This is a genomic window from Oculatella sp. FACHB-28 (assembly GCF_014696015.1).
Taxonomy (GTDB): domain Bacteria; phylum Cyanobacteriota; class Cyanobacteriia; order Elainellales; family Elainellaceae; genus JAAUTN01.
In genome coordinates, this window is record NZ_JACJPJ010000095.1 from 75,775 (window position 1) to 93,610 (window position 17,836).

Consider the following 17,836-nt stretch of genomic DNA (forward strand, 5'->3'; position numbering starts at 1 on the left):
AAGAGGTAGACGAAGCAGACTATGTAGAATGATTCCATATTCTACATTCCAGAATATTCTCCATTGCAGACCGCCACACCCGACCCTAATCGGAAACCGACCATGCAAGAACTGACCCATCCCAGTGCGATCGCCACAACCAATCTCGAAGCTTTCTGGATGCCTTTCACTGCCAATCGACAGTTCAAGTCGAAGCCGCGTATCATGGTGTCCGCCAAAGATATGCACTTTACCACAGAAGACGGTCGGCAAGTCCTGGATGGAACGGCAGGGCTGTGGTGCGTCAACGCAGGGCACTGTCGTCCCAAAATTATTGAAGCAATCCACAAGCAAGTCTCAACCCTAGACTATGCGCCTGCCTTTCAAATGGGTCATCCAGGTGCATTTCAGCTAGCAGAACGGCTGGTGACGATGCTACCAGGGGATTTAGACCATGTGTTTTTTGCTAACTCTGGTTCTGAGGCGGTTGATTCAGCTTTAAAGATTGCGATCGCCTACCATCGCGCCAAAGGACAGGGCACCCGTCAGCGACTCATCGGGCGAGAACGCGGCTATCACGGCGTTGGCTTTGGCGGCATTTCCGTCGGCGGCATTGGCCCCAACCGGAAGTTCTTCGGCAGCCTGCTCAACGGGGTCGATCATCTGCCTCACACCCATAGCCTCGAACACAACGCCTTCAGCCGAAAACAGCCTGCCTGGGGCGCACACCTGGCAGACGAGTTAGAGCGAATCGTTGCTCTGCATGATGCCTCTAACATCGCAGCGGTGATTGTGGAACCTGTGGCTGGCTCAACGGGTGTTTTAATTCCCCCCCAGGGCTATTTAGAGCGGCTGCGAGCGATTTGCGACAAACATGGCATTCTGCTGATTTTCGACGAGGTCATTACCGGATTTGGGCGATTGGGCAGTTCCTTTGCCGCCGAGCATTTCGGCGTAGTTCCTGACATGATCACCGTCGCCAAAGGCATCACCAACGGCACCGTTCCAATGGGAGCGGTCTTCGTTCGCAAAGAGATTTATGACACGTTCATGCATGGACCGGAGCAGGCGATCGAGCTAGCGCATGGCTACACCTACTCCGGACATCCACTTGCCTGTGCCGCAGCTCTGGCAACCCTGGATGTTTACGAAGAAGAAGGACTATTTCAACACGCTCGTGATCTGTCTGATTATTGGGAAGATGCGGTTCACTCCCTGCGCGATTTGCCCCATGTGATTGACGTTCGCAATATGGGACTCGTGGCTGGTATTGAACTAGAATCTATTTCCGGAAAACCTACTGCACGAGCGTTTGACTGTTTCCTAAGAGCTTACGAGAAAGGGTTGCTAATCCGCACTACAGGCGACATCATCGCACTCTCGCCCCCCCTGATCATCCAAAAACATCACATCGATCAAATTGTAGAAATGCTTTCAGACATTCTGCGCGAAACTGCTTAACGCCACTTCAACAAAATTGTTTTACAGGGAGAGGGATGCAGGCTAGACCTGTATCCCTCTCCCTGTTTTGGAAGAAGCACTGGTGCGATCGCCCAGCAACTCTCATTCCTCGTCTTTCATCCCTTCTCATATAGAATCTGTTTTGTGAAGAAGCACTATTGGGTGTACGGGCGAAGCATTCGGCAAAAGAATTGTGCCTCAGTTACAAGGATTGTAACCGAATGCTTCGCCCCTACCGCTACCGCTACTCTACAGACGGATTTGGTATCACGCTCCCATCCCTGAATACTGTCTCAATCCCTTATGCCACAGCCAGCGATTCAACCCAAAGAAAATTAGACTCCAGCCCAGCATCATTAGCAAACCTCGCACCACATCTGTAGGTAACCCAACCAAAATCGTTGCGGGAAAGTAAATCATGTAAGGGAAAGGAGTCCATTCAACGACCGCCCTCACCACAGGGGGAAAAATCTCCAGGGGCGCAATCATGCCTGACAAAAACAGGTAAAACAGAAACCAAAACTGCTCAATTGCACTGGCGCGTTCTGTCCAAAAGGCAAGCATGGAGAAAGTGTATTGCATCAGGAAACGCAAGCAAAACGCCATGAACGTGACCAGTAGAAACAGCAGAAGGTTGGACAAACTGGGTATCCAAATCGCCTGTGGATAAAGGGTAAAAAACAGAACAACCAGGATCACAGCAAAGGGCAACCGAGCAAACCGTTCTGCAAAGTGAGAGGCAAAATGGTGCCAACCGGGGTCAAGCGGCAGCAAGAGCCGAAAGGAAAGCTTGCCTTCAACAATCTCTCGTTCAAACTCCCAAACCACCCAAACAACAGTGAATTGTCTAATCAGAAAAACTGCTAGAAAGTAACGAATAAAATCCAGCGGTGCCAGTCCAAACTGCCCTTCTCGCGATGCCTCAACCCAAACGCCCATAAGAATGAGTGGCAGCGTCCCAGATAGCATCCACAACAACAGTTCTGCCCGATATTCCACCATGTAGGCGTAGTAGACGGATAGTAGAGTACTGGCTTTACGAAAAAAACTTTGCATGGGAAACAAGGTAGAAAATTCAGATACTGTCAACTTAACCAAAAATTTAAGAATTTTTCTCTTCAGTGTCTTTGCAGTTAGCTAAATCAGGTTTCGGTTATGGTTCGGTGCGTGCCCTTCCTTCTCGATCGCGCTCATATCGGCGTGCGACGTTGAACGGGGCAGCCAATTCTCCCGACGACAAACCCAGAGCTCATAGGTGGAGGTCACCTGGTTCGGCATATCAAAGGTACCGGCAGGGATTTCGATTTCGTCAGCCGAGCGACTGAAGAGCGAGGAGCCGCAAACTGGGCAGAAATAGCGTCCGCGATAGTCGCTCGTCGTGTCGGCGATCGCTTTTCCCATACTCACCCAATTAATTGAACCATCGATCGCAACCACCACATCTGTAAAGAAGTACTCATTGCCAAACGTCTCCCGATAAAAGGCATCGCGCCCCAAATTAATCAGGTTCTGCATGTAGCTTGAACCTCAATTTCCCTGTTTGGTATTGATACAAACTCTGATGCATTAGGCTTTAAACAGCTCAGCAAACACTTGAATATTGAATTCACAACTGTTTAGCGTAAGCTGTATCTTACGCTAGGATCTTAAATCTTAAGAGCGATCGCTACTGAATCAGTAAATCTGGCACTGCGCTTGTGCATCCAGATATAAAGCTTTCCATTGATGAATATGGGCGATCGCTCTTTGCCCATCCTATGCTTCTGCCAAAGTTTGAGGGTTGTTTAGCCGTAGGCGGAGACTGTCAATCTGTTGCTCTGAGCAAGAAACTGGTTGTTGACAATGTCTTGATAGGTGTCTACGTCGTCTTCCCAATTCTCGATGATTTGAGATAATGTTTGTACTCTTTCCGCTTCAAGAATTTTAGACAGATCGCGATGAAAATTAGCGGCAAACAGAAGTACCGGAATGTGTTCGGTTTTCGAAAGCTCTAACTCTGTGTTTCGCACGGTTAGAGTGAATACTCCTTCATCGAGTTTGTAGATGAAATTTGAGATCATCTGCACAAGGTTTTGGTCAGATGTGTGAGGGCGATCGCCATTAAGAAGCGTTCCTTGAAGATAACTTCTTGCTGTGTCCTGGTCATCAAATAAAGTGTGTCCTTCCAGGTTAAGCCCTACTGCCTGATAATTTTCTTGCGGCAATCTCTCAACATACCTGTAAACTACATCAGGAACTTCTAACTCATCGAGGTTCTTTTCTCTAACGTCCTCAAAGAAGGCGATCGCGTTGCCTCGGTGAGCAATATATACTCCATTTTGGAAGATCGTTAAAGCAACACCTTCGTCATAGGTTGGTGGCTGAGTCAACTCCCAATGAAAAGGAATGATTCCTTTGGTTTTTAGGAATTCAGGATTCAGCAATATCGGATTGTGTTTCTCTACCACTAGAACAAGCTCAAGTTGGCGCATATCAATGGTTCTGTTCATGAGTTTTCTACCTATTACTCAATGTTCAAGTTTAAAAGCTGCTCATCGCCTATGAGGCGGTTTTGAGTATCTCCCTATAAAAGCTCACCTAGAGATTCACCTAGCAAACCCCCACCAATTCCTCCAATAATGCCTCCAACAACCGTGCCAACAACCGGAACTGGAATGAGCACAGTACCAAGTGCGGCTCCGGCAGCAGCACCACCCCAGCCTCCTGCAATTCCACCTACGGTTGCCTTAGTGTTTTCTCCAAACGTGCCACCGTCTTCCGCGATCGCATCACCAAGATAATGGAGATCCACGGCGGCACCCAGCGGACCTAAAGCCCTACTTCCTCCTCGAAGAACACTTCGAAGAACACTTTTTCCGGACTGGGGTTCCATGTGAACATGCGTTGGTCTTTCTCCAGCCCCTGGCAGAGCAGTGTTGCCTCCTGGTTCTAAAAGGGGAAGCCCATTCGTATAAACAACATTATCAACGTGACTAAGAAATCCCTCACTTTTCTTACCAATTGGTAGGCTATGTTCCATGGCATATTTATCCTTTGCTCGCTGAGCCTCTGCTCCTGGAGATGTAGCTGTAAAGGACGATTTTTTAAGTTCTATTACATCAACCGTACCATTTGGGTGAACATACACGGCATCGACGCGACGCGACTTACCACCTGGAAACAGAAAATTTCTTCCTGTAACAGGATCTTTCCAGTAAGGTTCAGTAACAACTCTACCGCCTTCACGTCTTGCTCTATGTTCAAGGTGTTCTCTCCAAGCTGTCTCATTTATCCTGCCAGGCGCAAAACTGGCTCTAGAAGATGACCTTCCACCACGCAGTCTCTCTTCCAAAGGTGGTAAAGGAGGTAAAGGAGGTAAAGGAGGGGGTTTAAATAGACCACCTATTTGTTCTCTTGCCATATAAATTCCTTTGAGAGCGCCAGTGGTTGCAAGTGCCTCCTCTCTAGCTTCTCGGAGTCCATCTCTCGCTGCATCAATACGAGCCATCAAATCATCTGCACTCATGATTTCAGTCTCCTTAAGGCTGTGTCGCAAAAATGATAGGGTAGAAAGTTGATTTTCTCTGACTTCAACTTAAAGGGCTTCTTTATCTCTGTTCACATGGCTCAAGGCAAAGCATACTCAATCTCCACTGGTGATCACGGTGGACAAAAATGTTGCTTACCCGGTGGCAATTGAGGCAATGAGAGCGGATGACCTGATCTCAGTGGAGACCGAATTACGGCAGAGCAAATACTTGAATAACGGGATCGAGCAGGACTATACAGATATCAAGCCAAGTTATCGAAGCAATCTTTGGAATTATCGCTCTTTTTGAAACTAGGGAACGGTGTTGCTGTTGGGGGTTTAAATCGCTTCCAAAGCATCCCTGGATTCCGTTAGCACTTCTACCGCCTTTTGGCAGCTCTGATTGCTGAGGTCGATGCCCTCTACCAGAGCTTCTGTGGCATCTACAACACTGGTTTTTGCTGTTTCAACTGCCCCTTCCAACTGGGTCATCATCTCGTCAAGTTTGGTAGCAGTGCCTTCAAGCTCAGTAAACAACTCGCCTTGTGAGGTGTTAACCTCTTCCATTAACCCTTGAATAGACTCTTCCATACTGTCTGAAACGGTTTGAATAGAAGTGCTGAAGTGTTCGACCACAATGTCAAAGTGTTCGGAGAGGGATTGTGCTCCGCCTTCGATGGTAGGTATAGCCTGATCGGTAATAGTGGATTCCAGTCCATCTACCTGAGCTTCTAATCCCGATTCAAAGGCAGCGAGTTCACCACTGAAACCATTGAGTTCTTCGATCGCCAGTCCGATCGCCTCTCCAACTTCAGCGCCGATTTCCTTCTCACCAAGGCTGTTTAAGGCTGTTTCAGCTTCAGTGATATCACTTTCCAGATCTAGTTCAGCTAGCTTGTCGTCGATTGCAGCGATCGCTCCCTTAGTCGCCTCTAATTCCTGGGTTAACTCACTTTGAGTGGTATCAATGGTTTGCTTTAATTGAGTAATTACCTGGGTGACAGTCTCTACTTCGGCAGCAAGTTCTGTCTTACCTTCATTTACCTGTTCGATGAGAGATTGGGCGCGATCGCTCAGAGTTTCCCAAGCCTCATCAACCGCCTGACGAATTCGAGTGAGTTCAGTTTTAACATCGGTGAGTTTGGTCTGGGTCGTTTCTGTCGCATCGGATAGGGTCGAGAGTTTGCTAACGGTTTCACCAGCAAGGGTTTGTAAGTCACTCATGAGTTTTCTCCTTGGTTAGATTAATTGACGCAGTGCTATTGGTTTAAGCAATAAATTGTGTAGAGACAGTTTGTATGTCCTTTATCCCCAGGGGATGCCCAGCTTATCTGCCGCATCTTGAGCGCTGGTGACACCTTGGCGCAGGGGTTCAATCAACTCTCGTAGCTGATCGACTAAACCGCTCAGCTCTTCTCGTTCGGTGGAGATATTGCCTTCAGTGCCAGATAATTCTGAACCCGTTTCTTGAACGGCGCTGACTACTTTCTCCAGGGCATCTTCAATGTTGGTTCCTAAAGTATCGACCGATTCTTTGGCTGTCTCCAGCAGGGAATCAATTTCGGTTTGGACGGTGCTATCTTGCAGGGTGGTCAACTCGGTGCTTAACTCATCCAAATTGGAGAACTCATCTACTACTTCCTGCACTTCGGTATCAATTTCACCGTTGGCTTCCTCTAGTGCATCGGTGGCTTGAGAGATATCTTCAGCGATCGCAGTGGTTGCTGTCTCAACTGCCTGCTGAGCCGTGTCTACACTTTCCTCAACGGCATCTACTACCTGATCAAGCTGTTGCTGTCCACTCTGAATGATGCCCTGACCCTCATTTAAGGTGTTGAGAGCAGTTTCACCCACAGTTGAGAGGGATGATAATCCTTCCTCCAGACTAGTATTCAGTTCGGTGAGTTTGGTCTGGGCTTCTTGCAGTTCAGTTTCGAGTTCAGTGCGATCGCTTGTCACTTCACTTTGCAAATTCTCAAACTCACTGCCTAAATCAGAGATACTTTCTGTTAGTTCTGTCTGATGCTCTGCTACTTCTGTTTGCAGTTCATCCAAACTGGTTTCGATCTGATCAATCAGTCCGCTAAGCTCCTCCTGCATCCCACTCAAACTTTCCTCAAATGTATTGATTTCTTCCTGAACCGCACTTGCCTCCTCCGTGAGAAGCCGCAGTTTTTCAGGCAAATCTGTCGCCAATTGTTCTAAAGAACTGGTTGCTCCACTCATGATGATTACCTCTAATAAATTGTGAGAAATGCTGGACTTGAAATTCTAAAGGTTCAAGCTTGAAACCTGAACATTGCTACTTTGAACTCGATGGTTGATGTTTTGGGGAGAAAACTTTGAAGATGGGTAGGATGGGCAAAGCATTGCGTGCCCATCAATAAGATGCAGTTTTTCGGTGATGGGCACAGGTTAACACCCTTTGCCCATCCTACAAATCTGAACTAAATCATGCGATAGCCCAAACTTCATCAAGCGTTGGATGCATTCTCATCCTTGATAGATAACCCAAATCCATTTGCGACAGATTCAGTGAGATTTCCCTCCGGCAAGAGTGCATCACTTAAACCTCCATTAGTGATTCCCATAACTGTCCGCAACGGGTCTTCTGTCTTAACGTCTAGCGAAAGAAAGGGAACATCTGTACCCAAGCCAACTTCTCTGAATCCATCGTTGTCGGCATCATCCCAATGCATACGGGCTCCTCTCCCTACGCCGAGACTTGTGCCTACTCGTATTGTTTCGTCCGTATCTATTTCTGCACTCCTAGTCCCCTCAGTAATCGCCACTTCTGCAAGGTTTGCCGTGCCTACAAGCGAGAGGCCATCATTCCCAATATTTTCTTCTAGAGTAACGACCCCGATGCCCATCTCAAGGTCTAAAACATTTTCTTCTGGCAGATCAAATTGGTTAGCCAAGTCCCATTTAGTTCTAATAACGCGGACATTCCCTGAAAATCCTTCACGAGTATTGCCGTTGGCATCTTCCCAGATCCCATCTTTAACGTCGAAGGTGAGAGCGTCAGTCTCTGGAAATAAGCTTCCGCCTCGGAGAGAAGCTATGCCAAACGAAAACCTGAAGCCTCTTTCATCTATCTCTAAAGGATTGAAATAATAAGCTTTGGCATCTACTCTTAAGCCTGAGAGAGAATTTTGGCTCTCCTGGATACGGGCTTTTGAATCTTCAATTCGGGCAACTAAGCTGTCAATTGATTCAACCATTTCACAATTCCGCTAGTAATTTTTATTGGGATTTCTAAGCCAGCATTTCTTCGACCATTGTGTTTGCAGCCACCATTACATTTCCAGCGGTGACAACTTCTTGAGTTAGTGGGTCAAGTTCACTCATTACGGATAGGGCATCTTCCATCTCGCCTTTGGTTTCTTCTGTTTCACCTTCGATTTCTTCGACGGCTCCACCTGTCACTTCTTCAACTGCTTCACCAACTGCTGCTTTGTGAGTATTTTCGCACTCATCTGTAAGTCCTGAAATTGTCTCAGTGACATCTTGCTCATACTGCTCAACCATCTCACTCACATCGGTACTGAAGGTTTGAAACATCTCTTGGAGGCTAGTTTCGCAATCGTTGCTAGCGGTGGTAATTGCTTCAGAGTGAGTACTTCGCAGCTCTTCGCTGAGTTCGTCAAAGTTAGTTTCAATTGCTTCCCGGTGAGTGTTTTGCAGTTCTCCAACTAACTCATCAATGTCAGTTTCAATCTCTGAGAATTTATCTACCTGGCTTCCTGCCTCGGTGATGGTTTGCCTCAAGGTTTCAAAGGCTTCTTGAGTGGTTTGAATTGCCTCTGTCAATCCATCTTCAAGCTGGGTCACTGCCCCTTCAAAGGTGCCTAGTGCCTGTTGAGCTTCGGTCATTTCTGTCTCAAATTCGGTGATAGCAGTGGTGAGTTGTTCAAACTCTCCTTGCATTTCGGTGATGGTGCCGTTTGCCTCTTCGAGTTCGGTGGAGATGTCGGCGATCGCCCCTTCCAGCTCATCTATAGCAGTCGTGATTTCTGTCTCTGCTGTTTCCAGTTGTGTATTTGCATCGGATAGGCTTTGCTCCAACGCTTCTAGCTGTGTGTCTAGTTCATCCCCCTGGCGCAGTTCTTCTGTTTCAGTTTCCAGTTCTGTGGCAAGCTCTCGAAAGTCTCCGCAGGCTTGCTCTAGGGTTGTGAGCAGTCGTTCCAGTGCATCTGAAGTTTCTTCAACATTAGTATTGAGTTCAGCCGCTTCAGCCATGATGAGTTCTCCTGATTAACAACGAGTGGACAAATTTTTGCAGAAATCTTAGCCGAGTGTCTCTTGCACATTTTCGAGGGTAGGCATCATCTCCTGGATGATTGCCACTACATCACCACATTTGTCGATGATGTCGCCAAAGCGATCGTTCATTTCCTCGCAGTTGGTTACGGCTTCTTCCCCAACGGCTGCAACTGCTTCGACGAGTTCTTGGGCTGATGTAGTGATTCCTTCACCGATTTCATTGAACTTCTCTTGAATAGTTGTGAAAGCATCACTGGCAGCCGTTTCTAACGCCACATCTAATTCGCCCAGTTCGGTGTTACTGGTTTCAATCAGATGCTCAAAATCTGCTTGCAGTGCTTCCAGTTTTTCTCCAATTAATTCCATCAGGGATGTGAACTCGTCGTTGAGTTGAGTTTGACTCTGGGTAAACTCACTGCGAGCCGATACAACAGATTCTTTCATGCCGTCAATCTCTCCTACGGCTTCATCTTCCAGCGTGTCCACTTCAGAGCTAAATTCCTCTGCTTGACTGGTTAGGGTATCCAGATTCTGCTGAATTTCGGTCGCTTTGGTTTCGATTTCTCCCATCATCTCCTCGGCGCTGCTTTGCAGATCGCCAAGCTGTCCACGAATCATTTCGGCAAATTCGGTGAGTTGGGTTTCAATTCCCTGAGCAGTCTCCTGAATCGGACTGAGGCTATCCTTTGCCGTTTGAATCTCGGTGCCCAACTGTTGTTCTAGCGTTTCCAGGCGTTGGCTGAGGGTTTCAAAGCTAGAGAGTGTTTCCTGTTCTTTGGACGCTAAATTTTCGCTCAAAGTATTGATTAACTCTTCCAGTTCGTTCACTTCCTCAAGGGCGCGATCGCCTTCTCCAGAAAGTTCTCGCATCTTCTCAATATTCTGATCAATTAAATCGGTGATATCTGACATCGTTGCCTCCTTTTGTGTTTCTGCAAATGGTTACTGTGTTCAATTGAGCTGTTGCAGGAACAGCCACATTCCCATCACGACTCCCACGGGACCGATTGTGGTGTAACAAAGCGCATCAACAAATCGCGGTTTATTCCAATGATTGGTTTGAACTTGAGCAATTTCTTGAGAACGCAGCCAAATGTCTACCTCTGTGCGGGCAAAGTCGGGGTTGGATATCATCTGCCAGCTATACCAGAGTCCCCAAACTCCTGCCAGCAACGGAGCTAGCCAAAAGAATTGGAAGAATAGTACTGTTACGACGGTCAAAACCAGAGAAGACTTCATCACTCATCTCCTACAAAACCTTCAACTCGGTAGCTTGACTTCTCCTGGAGCAGTTCTTTGCAAGGCGATCGCTTAACCTTCTATTTGTTTCTCTGTTGCCGAGATGCCAGGATTCTGCAACTTGTTACAAAAGTACATATTTGATTTATGACTCAGTGAGCAAGCTTTAAATTTCTGTTCTTGACTGAAAATATTGGATGGTTTGCATAAAACGCAATTTTTCCAAACGAGAACTAAATAGAGAACTGCGTCTGGAATATGTTTTATGCCTACCCATGTTGACATTTCCGAAAACCTGTCTATTTCAATCCAACCTGTTGTCCTGGATCAACTGTTAGATGGACGATATCAAGTGATTGGTAAACTTGGCAGAGGCGGCTTTGGAGAAACTTACATTGCTCAAGACACTCGCCGTCCTGGACATCCCAAATGTGTGGTCAAACATCTCAAACCGCTGTCAACAGCCGAACTTGATAGCTTAGATGATATCAGGCGCTTATTTAGCAAAGAGGCAGAAACTCTTGAAAAGCTGGGACATCATGACCAGATTCCTCGCCTGTTGGCACATTTTGAGAAAGACCGAGAGTTTTACCTGGTACAAGAGTTCATTAAAGGACACCCGCTTAGTCAGGAACTGTTGATTGAACATGGATCTAGCCCTGAAGCAGCTACACCACTGCACAAGGAACCTCAGGAAAGGGGCGATCGCTGGTCTGAGTCTCAAGTTATTCAGCTTTTAGAAGAAGTCTTAAATATTCTGGCATTCGTTCACGAGCATGGCATCATTCACCGAGACATTAAGCCAGAGAATATTATTCGTCGCCAACAGGACCAACGGCTAGTTCTAATTGACTTTGGTGCCGTCAAACACCTACAGAATACATCTGCGAAATCTTCTGAAAATATAGCTCGACAAAGTGATGTAACTGTTGCAATCAACAGTGCAGGGTACACTCCAATAGAGCAAATTCGAGGCAGACCTTGCCTGAACAGCGACATTTACGCTCTTGGCATGATTTGCATTCAAGCGTTGACAGGGCTTCATCCCCGCAGTTTTGAGGAAAGTCTGCATGTTGCAGAGGTGCTTTGGACACAGCAAGCTCAAGTGGATCCTGAACTGGTGGCTATATTAACTACCATGACCCGGTACAACTGGAAAGATCGCTATCAAACCGCAACGGAAGTCTTACAAGATCTGCAACAACTCGCTCCTTCTGTACCAGAAGTTGCTCCCACTGCTCCAGCATTGCCACCAGCAGCAAATCCCATCTACACACCTACTAAAGTAAGACCTGCTCCAACTCAACCTGAGGCTTCCTCTCAACCTCTACCAGATCTGTTTCCTGCTAGTGAGTCGCTGAGAACAAATCGACGGACGCGGGAGACGGAGCGATCGCTCACACCAACTCAGAACTCGGAATCTGGGCAGGCTGAGCAAACTAGCCTTAATCAAAGATTGCGTCAGCTCAAAGTTTTGCTCAAGCCTAAAATGATATCCCGGTTGACGGGTATAGGACTAATGCTGATCGGGGCAACCATTTTTGGGGGCTATCTGTCTGGAGCAGGCTCCTCTCGAAATATACAGACAGCCGAGTTGATTGAGCGACAGGATGAGCAGTTAATCACGACGCTTACAGGGCACTCCTCAATGGTCACGGCAATCGCTTTCAACGCAGATGGAAACATCGCAAGCGCCAGTACAGATAAAACTATCAAGGTTTGGGATATCACATTGGGACATGCGATTCAAACTCTAACAGAGGGCTCAGGGGAAAGTCCGGCGATCGCCACTAGTACGGATGGGAAACTCCTGGCTAGCAGCAGCATGGGCAACACCATCAAAGTGTGGAATCTGGATAGTGGAGAACTGTTGCATACCTTGAGAGGACACACTTGGACGATTTCAGCGATCGCCATGAGTCCAGATGGTCAAACATTGGTGAGTAGCAGCGAAGACAACACCATCAAAATTTGGGACTTGGAGACGGGTGAACTCGTGAAAGATCTCAAAGGGCATACCGCCCCTACTACCTCAATGGATATCAGTGCAGATGGCTGGTTACTGGTTGGAGGTAGCGCAGACAATACTGTGAAGGTGTGGAGCTTACCTACAGGAGAACTTCTGAATCAGTTTAGGGGGCACTCAGCAGAAGTTCATGCCGTTGCTATCAGCCCCAATGGCGCAACGTTGGTTAGCGGCAGTGCAGATAACACAATTAAAGTTTGGAATTTACACAGTGGAGCGTTAATTAACACTCTATCTGGACACTTAGATGAAGTCTACACGGTTGCGGTTAGTCCCGATAGCCAAACGCTGGTCAGCGGCGGGGCAGACAATAGGGTGAAGCTTTGGAATTTATACACAGGTGAACCGCTCTACACCTTTAGAGGGCACACCAGTGAAGTTCACTCGGTGTCGATTAGCCCAGACGGGCAAACGATCGCCAGTGGAAGCTGGGATAGAACCATTAAACTTTGGCGGATGCCTCAGACCCACTCACTTCCGTAGCGAATTTAGTAATCGATGGAATAGAAGTTATGTCAGTTAAATCTGAGAAACTAGTTAAGAGCATTCAGGAAATCCAGCAGTTTGTCGCTGCCAGAAGCCAACAGCCTGGAATCCAGCAGCACAGTAACTTTGAAGCGATCGCTCAAACATTAGAGAAGAGTGTTGCTTCCCTCAGAGAGGGAAAATTAACCCTGCAAATTGTGAGCCACAATCCAAACTCAGCAAAAGCACTATATGACCTCTTGAGGGCCCGTGAACTATCAGCAGCTTATCAGTTTAAGGTTACACCGCTAACCGATGACTTGCAGCTGACTCAATCCGAACCCACAGCGGCTCTGATTCTACAAACGGATACCTCGCCACAGCGCTATCAACTTTCTGCAACAGACAAATTGGCAATTGGACGACATCCTGAATGCCAGATTCTAATTCCTGACCCCTACGTGTCGGTTTCTGGATACCACGCTAACATCCAGCCCTGTGTAGAGGTTAACTCTAATTCAGCTTACGTCAGTTGGCAAATCTGTGACTTGAGCAGAAACGGCACCTACATTAACGAACAGCAGGTGCAGGGCTATCAGATTTTGATAGAGGGCGATCGCATCACCTTAGGCGCTCCAACCTCTACCGAAACTAGTCCAGAGTTGCTCTTTGAATATCAATCCATCACGGATTCTAGCAGCCAGCAATTCGATACTTTAGTTACAGAGTGCGATGTGTTGTGTTGGGTGATAAATCCCCAGTCACCTCTAACTGCTATTGAGCAACAATTGCTTGAAAAGATTCGCGCCGCTCGATTTACTAATCTTTTGGTCATAGCGGAATTATCAGATTCGCTTAATCAGCCCGAAGCTGCTAAATTACACCAGTCCAGAATGAATGCTTGGCTCCAAACATCTCCTCTAGATGTCTTTTGCTTTCCACTGTGCAATTCTTACATTGGAGCATCAGCGGCTCAACTCAGTGTTAATTCTCAACATGAATCAGACAAATTCTTCAAACTATTGGAGTCACTGGTCAAACGTAAGCCCGAAGATATTTTGACCAAACGTCTAACTGCTCAAGTATTGGCTCAATTGCATCTGGTTGAACAGTTGATTGACCTGGACGAAAGGAAACTGGCAAGGGAAACCCAGCAAGATGAAGCAAAATTAAAAGAACCAGGACAAAACCAAATCAAAGAAAAAGTTGACACAATTCTAAAGCAAATTCAGGATGACAAAGCAATATTCTTTAAACAGACAAAGGATAAGCTGAAACAGTCAAAGGTTGATTTGCTGGATGATTATCTCGAAAACAGCATCTCCTGCAAAATCCGCCGATTTCTCGATCAGCTAAAACCAAATGTTGTAAAGTATCGAGGTCGCAAATACATTCAGCTGCGGTTTTCTACGATTGAAGTGGTTGAATCTAAGAGAGCTAAACGTAAACCATTAAAACCAGAAACCGTCGAAGAAAAAACAATTGATGCAAATACGGCTCTTATGAATTTTTGTCGCTCTGAACTGAGCTGGTGGGCCGATGAACAGTGGGAAATACTTTGTTTATGTCCTCAAAGTAGTTTGAGGGAACTTCTGCAGAGAGCTTATGAAATGCTCCACTCAATTCCTTCCGTCAACTTAAACCGCTCTCTCTTTCAACCGGAGCAGAGCATTGACAACCGAGCTGTTTTCGAGGAAGCATTCGCAATGCCTTTAAGCGAGAGCCGCTATCAGGAAGCCTCTCCAATAGTTTATATGCTCAAAAAAATTAGAGGACAATGGATGCAGTTCATATTCATGTTTAGCTTCTTTAGTGTGCTGGGCATTGCAGGCAGAAGGCAGATTATGCAACATATCTCAGCGCCCATCGTCAATGCATTCAAAGCTTCTCCTTACATCTCAACTCTTGTGTTACTTGTGATTCTCTATTTTCTGTTCAGGTCTCTCATTCGTCTCTATCGAGAAGACCGAGACTTAGAGCGAGAAAAGGAGGCTGAAAAGATTAGAAATAATCTGCGTAGCTATTATCAAGCACTTGCAAAAAATCGTCTAGTCGAAAGACTCGTGCAAAATCTAACTACAGCGCTGGAAGTTGAAGAACAGCGCGTAGAAAAAATTCTTCAAGCTGCCAAGCACCAAACTACTCGGATCACGACAGAAACAGAGAGCAATCAAGCTCCAATTAGAAAACGCATCTTAAAGCACGAGGTTTTGCAGAAGGAGCTAAGAAGCGATCGCGATAAGTTACAAAAGCTGAGGAGGGTTCTAGAGGTAAAATCTTAGCGAACAGGAATTAAATTAAACTGATTTTTAGTGTCCGGACTGACCCTCAACCGAGTGAGCCAACTGTAAAACGCGCCAAACTATTTGATGTAGAGTTTCAATTGGGGAGACAACCCGCAGTCTTACTAATGGCGATTACACCAGAAACTGAGCAGAAAGTAGGCGTTTTAGTCCAATTGCACCCTGCGAACGGAGAAACTTACCTGCCAACTAACTTTCAACTATCTTTGCTTACAGAAACAGGAGAGATTTTACAAACGGTGCAATCCCGCAGTCAAGATAACTACATTCAACTAAAGCGATTTCGCGGTTTGGTTGGAGAACGGTTTAATCTTCAATTAAGGTTAGGGAGCACCAGCATCAAAGAGTCTTTTACAATTTGACTAAAAGCAGTCAAGATCGTAATGAGTCAGCTAGTAGTTTTAAGTTTAGGAACAGGCGATCTACACAGCGGCTTTCCGGTTGTGACGGCTCACCTTTGGGAGTGCCCCGAACTCCCTCCAGTAAAGTTTATTGGTCGCCTACCTGCCGCACCGCAAATTTCAGTAACTTATCGCTCCTGGCAGTTGCTGTATCATGCGCTCTGCCATCGCTTAGACTTGTCTGCTCGCATCGAAGTTGAAGCATCTGATATCACCAATGTATCTGCGGTTGAGTTTAGTGAACTGTGTGAGCAGTTGGTTGACCAAATCAATGTTTGGCTAAACTCGGAGCCATTTCGTAACATCGATCAGCAACTACGGACGAACTTGAATGCCTCAGACGAAATTCGAGTGTTGATCGAAACCAATGACCCTCTACTACGAAGACTTCCATGGCATGTTTGGAGTTTTTTTGAACACTACCCTAAGGCAGAGATTGCTCTCAGCGCTTCAGAATATCAGCGATCGCAGAGTTCATCCCTTAGAAATAACCAGGATAAAGTTAGGATCCTAGCAATCTTGGGCAACAGCCAGGGCATCAATCTAAACCAGGATCGAGCATTTCTAGAACAGTTGTCAGACCAAGCAGAAATTGAGTTTTTAGTAGAGCCGCAGCGAAAACAATTAAATGAGCGATTGTGGCAGGGGTGGGATGTATTATTTTTTGCAGGACATAGTTCTAGTCAGGAAAAAGGACTAATTCAGATCAATCCGACTGATAGTCTGACGCTTGACCAGTTAAAGTATGCCCTCAAGCAAGCGATCGCTCAAGGATTGAAGCTGGCAGTTTTTAACTCCTGTGATGGCTTGGGTTTGGTGCAGCAATTAGCAGACTTGCACATTCCTCAAATGATTGCAATGCGAGAGCCTGTCCCAGATCTGGTTGCTCAGGAATTTCTCAAGCACTTTCTGAAAGCTTTTGTGCAGGGTGAACCGCTTTACCTAGCAGTGCGCCAAGCGCGAGAACAGCTACAGGGTTTAGAAGATCACTTTCCCTGCGCAACCTGGTTGCCTGTGATTTACCAAAATCCAGCCGAGCAACCTTTGAGATGGAAAAACCTGAGTCATCAAAACCACAAGGTTGCTCAAGATAAATTAACTCACTTCCAGCGTCAAGCTCCCTGGCTATTGGTTGGTTCAGGAGTGGCGATTGTGTTAGCGCTAATGAGTGGAATAAATGGATTCAGTTCCTTGTTTCCAACGGTCTCCTCTATAGAGCAACAAGCAGCGCGATCGCCCAAACTGCCCGAGCTGTCAATAGCACACACCTTCCCTGGACACAAAGAAGCTGTTTGGTCAGTTGCAATCAGTCCAGGTGGACAAACGTTTGCCAGTGGAAGTGAAGACTCAACCATCAAACTATGGCACTTAAAAACAGGTGAATTGATTCGGACTCTGGCAGGGGATTCAGGTGCAGTTCGCTCAGTTGCAATTAGTCCAGATGGACAAACCTTAGTGAGTGGACAGAGTGACAACACCGTTCATATTTGGAATATCAAAACCGGTAAACTCAAGCAAACTTTGAGAGGACACCTAGCACCTGTTTGGGCTGTGGCTATTAGCTCAGATGGACAAACTCTAGCAACAGGTAGCTATGACGGCACGATTAAACTGTGGAATCTAAATACAGGTGAACTTAATCAAACTCTAGCAGGACATAGCGGCCCAGTGTGGTCGATCTCGATGAGTCCGGATGGCAACAGTTTTGCCAGTGCCAGCAGTGACAAAACTGTCAAAATCTGGAACTTACAGACGGGTGAACTGCTTCGTCCACCGCTTATCGGTCACTCCGATGCAGTCAGGACGGTTGTGATTGGTTCTGACAATCAAACGCTCGTGAGCGGCAGTTGGGACAGGACAATCAAAATTTGGAATCTGCATACAGGAGAACTGGGTCGAACTTTGTCTGGGCATGAAAACCGGATAACAGCTCTTGCTCTCAGCCCCAACAACCAAACTATTGCCAGTGGTAGCGTTGATCAAACCATCATGCTTTGGAACTTAGGCACTGGAGAATCTCTAACCACGCTCTCTCCTCATTCAGATTGGATTCTCTCCCTCGCGATTAGCCCTGATGGTCAAGCTCTACTCAGTGGTAGTAGAGACAGAAACATTTTTCGGTTTGATGGACTACAGTCCCAAAATTGGTCTGCGTTCCTGACTCGCCATAATCGTTTTTAGCCCTACT

Annotated in this window: 15 protein-coding genes and 1 pseudogene; 6 read left to right on the forward strand and 10 right to left on the reverse strand. The window is 46.6% G+C overall.

Annotated elements, in window-relative coordinates; translation table 11 throughout:
* The first annotated feature begins 102 nt into the window (after positions 1 to 102).
* Entirely contained in the window at positions 103 to 1,440 is a 1,338-nt protein-coding gene (locus H6F88_RS26030; RefSeq protein WP_190645724.1) for an aspartate aminotransferase family protein, read from the forward strand.
* Between the two features lie 267 nt (positions 1,441 to 1,707).
* On the opposite strand, the gene H6F88_RS26035 is transcribed toward H6F88_RS26030, so the two are convergent.
* From H6F88_RS26035 to H6F88_RS26050, 4 genes and pseudogenes are all read right to left on the reverse strand, one after another.
* Complete coding sequence (locus H6F88_RS26035; protein WP_190645725.1) at positions 1,708 to 2,496, reverse strand: ABC-2 family transporter protein; 789 nt, start codon at positions 2,494 to 2,496, stop codon at positions 1,708 to 1,710.
* 97 nt (positions 2,497 to 2,593) lie between these two features.
* Positions 2,594 to 2,817 (reverse strand): annotated as a pseudogene (locus H6F88_RS34665) (GFA family protein); the annotation flags it as partial.
* A gap of 407 nt (positions 2,818 to 3,224) precedes the next feature.
* Positions 3,225 to 3,929 (reverse strand): hypothetical protein, encoded by a 705-nt coding sequence (locus H6F88_RS26045; protein ID WP_190645726.1) that lies wholly within the window; start codon positions 3,927 to 3,929, stop codon positions 3,225 to 3,227.
* Between the two features lie 74 nt (positions 3,930 to 4,003).
* Positions 4,004 to 4,945 carry a hypothetical protein gene (locus tag H6F88_RS26050; RefSeq protein ID WP_190645727.1) on the reverse strand — a complete coding sequence of 314 codons (942 nt, stop codon included), beginning with the start codon at positions 4,943 to 4,945 and terminating at the stop codon, positions 4,004 to 4,006.
* An 88-nt stretch (positions 4,946 to 5,033) separates the two neighbouring features.
* On the opposite strand from H6F88_RS26050, the gene H6F88_RS26055 reads away from it, so the two are divergent.
* The gene (locus H6F88_RS26055; RefSeq protein WP_277882238.1) at positions 5,034 to 5,258 is read left to right on the forward strand and encodes a DDE-type integrase/transposase/recombinase; all 225 of its coding nucleotides are present in this window, start codon (positions 5,034 to 5,036) and stop codon (positions 5,256 to 5,258) included.
* A gap of 29 nt (positions 5,259 to 5,287) precedes the next feature.
* Here H6F88_RS26055 and H6F88_RS26060 read toward each other — a convergent pair whose 3' ends face one another.
* The 6 genes from H6F88_RS26060 to H6F88_RS26085 form a co-directional block, all read right to left on the reverse strand.
* Entirely contained in the window at positions 5,288 to 6,172 is an 885-nt protein-coding gene (locus H6F88_RS26060) for a hypothetical protein (protein ID WP_190645729.1), read from the reverse strand.
* A gap of 81 nt (positions 6,173 to 6,253) precedes the next feature.
* The gene (locus tag H6F88_RS26065) at positions 6,254 to 7,174 is read right to left on the reverse strand and encodes a hypothetical protein (RefSeq protein WP_190645730.1); all 921 of its coding nucleotides are present in this window, start codon (positions 7,172 to 7,174) and stop codon (positions 6,254 to 6,256) included.
* Between the two features lie 248 nt (positions 7,175 to 7,422).
* A complete protein-coding gene (locus tag H6F88_RS26070) occupies positions 7,423 to 8,172 on the reverse strand; it encodes a hypothetical protein (protein ID WP_190645731.1) in 750 nt (249 codons plus the stop codon).
* A 34-nt stretch (positions 8,173 to 8,206) separates the two neighbouring features.
* Entirely contained in the window at positions 8,207 to 9,190 is a 984-nt protein-coding gene (locus tag H6F88_RS26075; protein WP_190645732.1) for a hypothetical protein, read from the reverse strand.
* Between the two features lie 48 nt (positions 9,191 to 9,238).
* Positions 9,239 to 10,126, reverse strand: a complete 888-nt coding sequence (locus tag H6F88_RS26080; RefSeq protein ID WP_190645733.1) for a hypothetical protein — start codon at positions 10,124 to 10,126, stop codon at positions 9,239 to 9,241.
* 39 nt (positions 10,127 to 10,165) lie between these two features.
* Positions 10,166 to 10,453, reverse strand: coding sequence for a hypothetical protein (locus H6F88_RS26085; RefSeq protein ID WP_190645734.1), 288 nt, complete (start codon positions 10,451 to 10,453; stop codon positions 10,166 to 10,168).
* A gap of 265 nt (positions 10,454 to 10,718) precedes the next feature.
* On the opposite strand from H6F88_RS26085, the gene H6F88_RS26090 reads away from it, so the two are divergent.
* The 4 genes from H6F88_RS26090 to H6F88_RS26105 are packed head-to-tail and all read left to right on the forward strand — an operon-like array spanning position 10,719 to position 17,829.
* Positions 10,719 to 12,962, forward strand: coding sequence for a serine/threonine-protein kinase (locus H6F88_RS26090; RefSeq protein ID WP_190645735.1), 2,244 nt, complete (start codon positions 10,719 to 10,721; stop codon positions 12,960 to 12,962).
* Between the two features lie 29 nt (positions 12,963 to 12,991).
* Positions 12,992 to 15,226 carry an FHA domain-containing protein gene (locus tag H6F88_RS26095; RefSeq protein WP_190645736.1) on the forward strand — a complete coding sequence of 745 codons (2,235 nt, stop codon included), beginning with the start codon at positions 12,992 to 12,994 and terminating at the stop codon, positions 15,224 to 15,226.
* Positions 15,227 to 15,249: 23 nt separating this feature from the next.
* On the forward strand, positions 15,250 to 15,609 hold the full coding sequence (locus H6F88_RS26100; RefSeq protein ID WP_347277749.1) for a DUF1822 family protein: 360 nt from the start codon (positions 15,250 to 15,252) through the stop codon (positions 15,607 to 15,609).
* Positions 15,610 to 15,630: 21 nt separating this feature from the next.
* Positions 15,631 to 17,829, forward strand: a complete 2,199-nt coding sequence (locus tag H6F88_RS26105; protein WP_190645737.1) for a CHAT domain-containing protein — start codon at positions 15,631 to 15,633, stop codon at positions 17,827 to 17,829.
* Positions 17,830 to 17,836 lie beyond the last annotated feature (7 nt).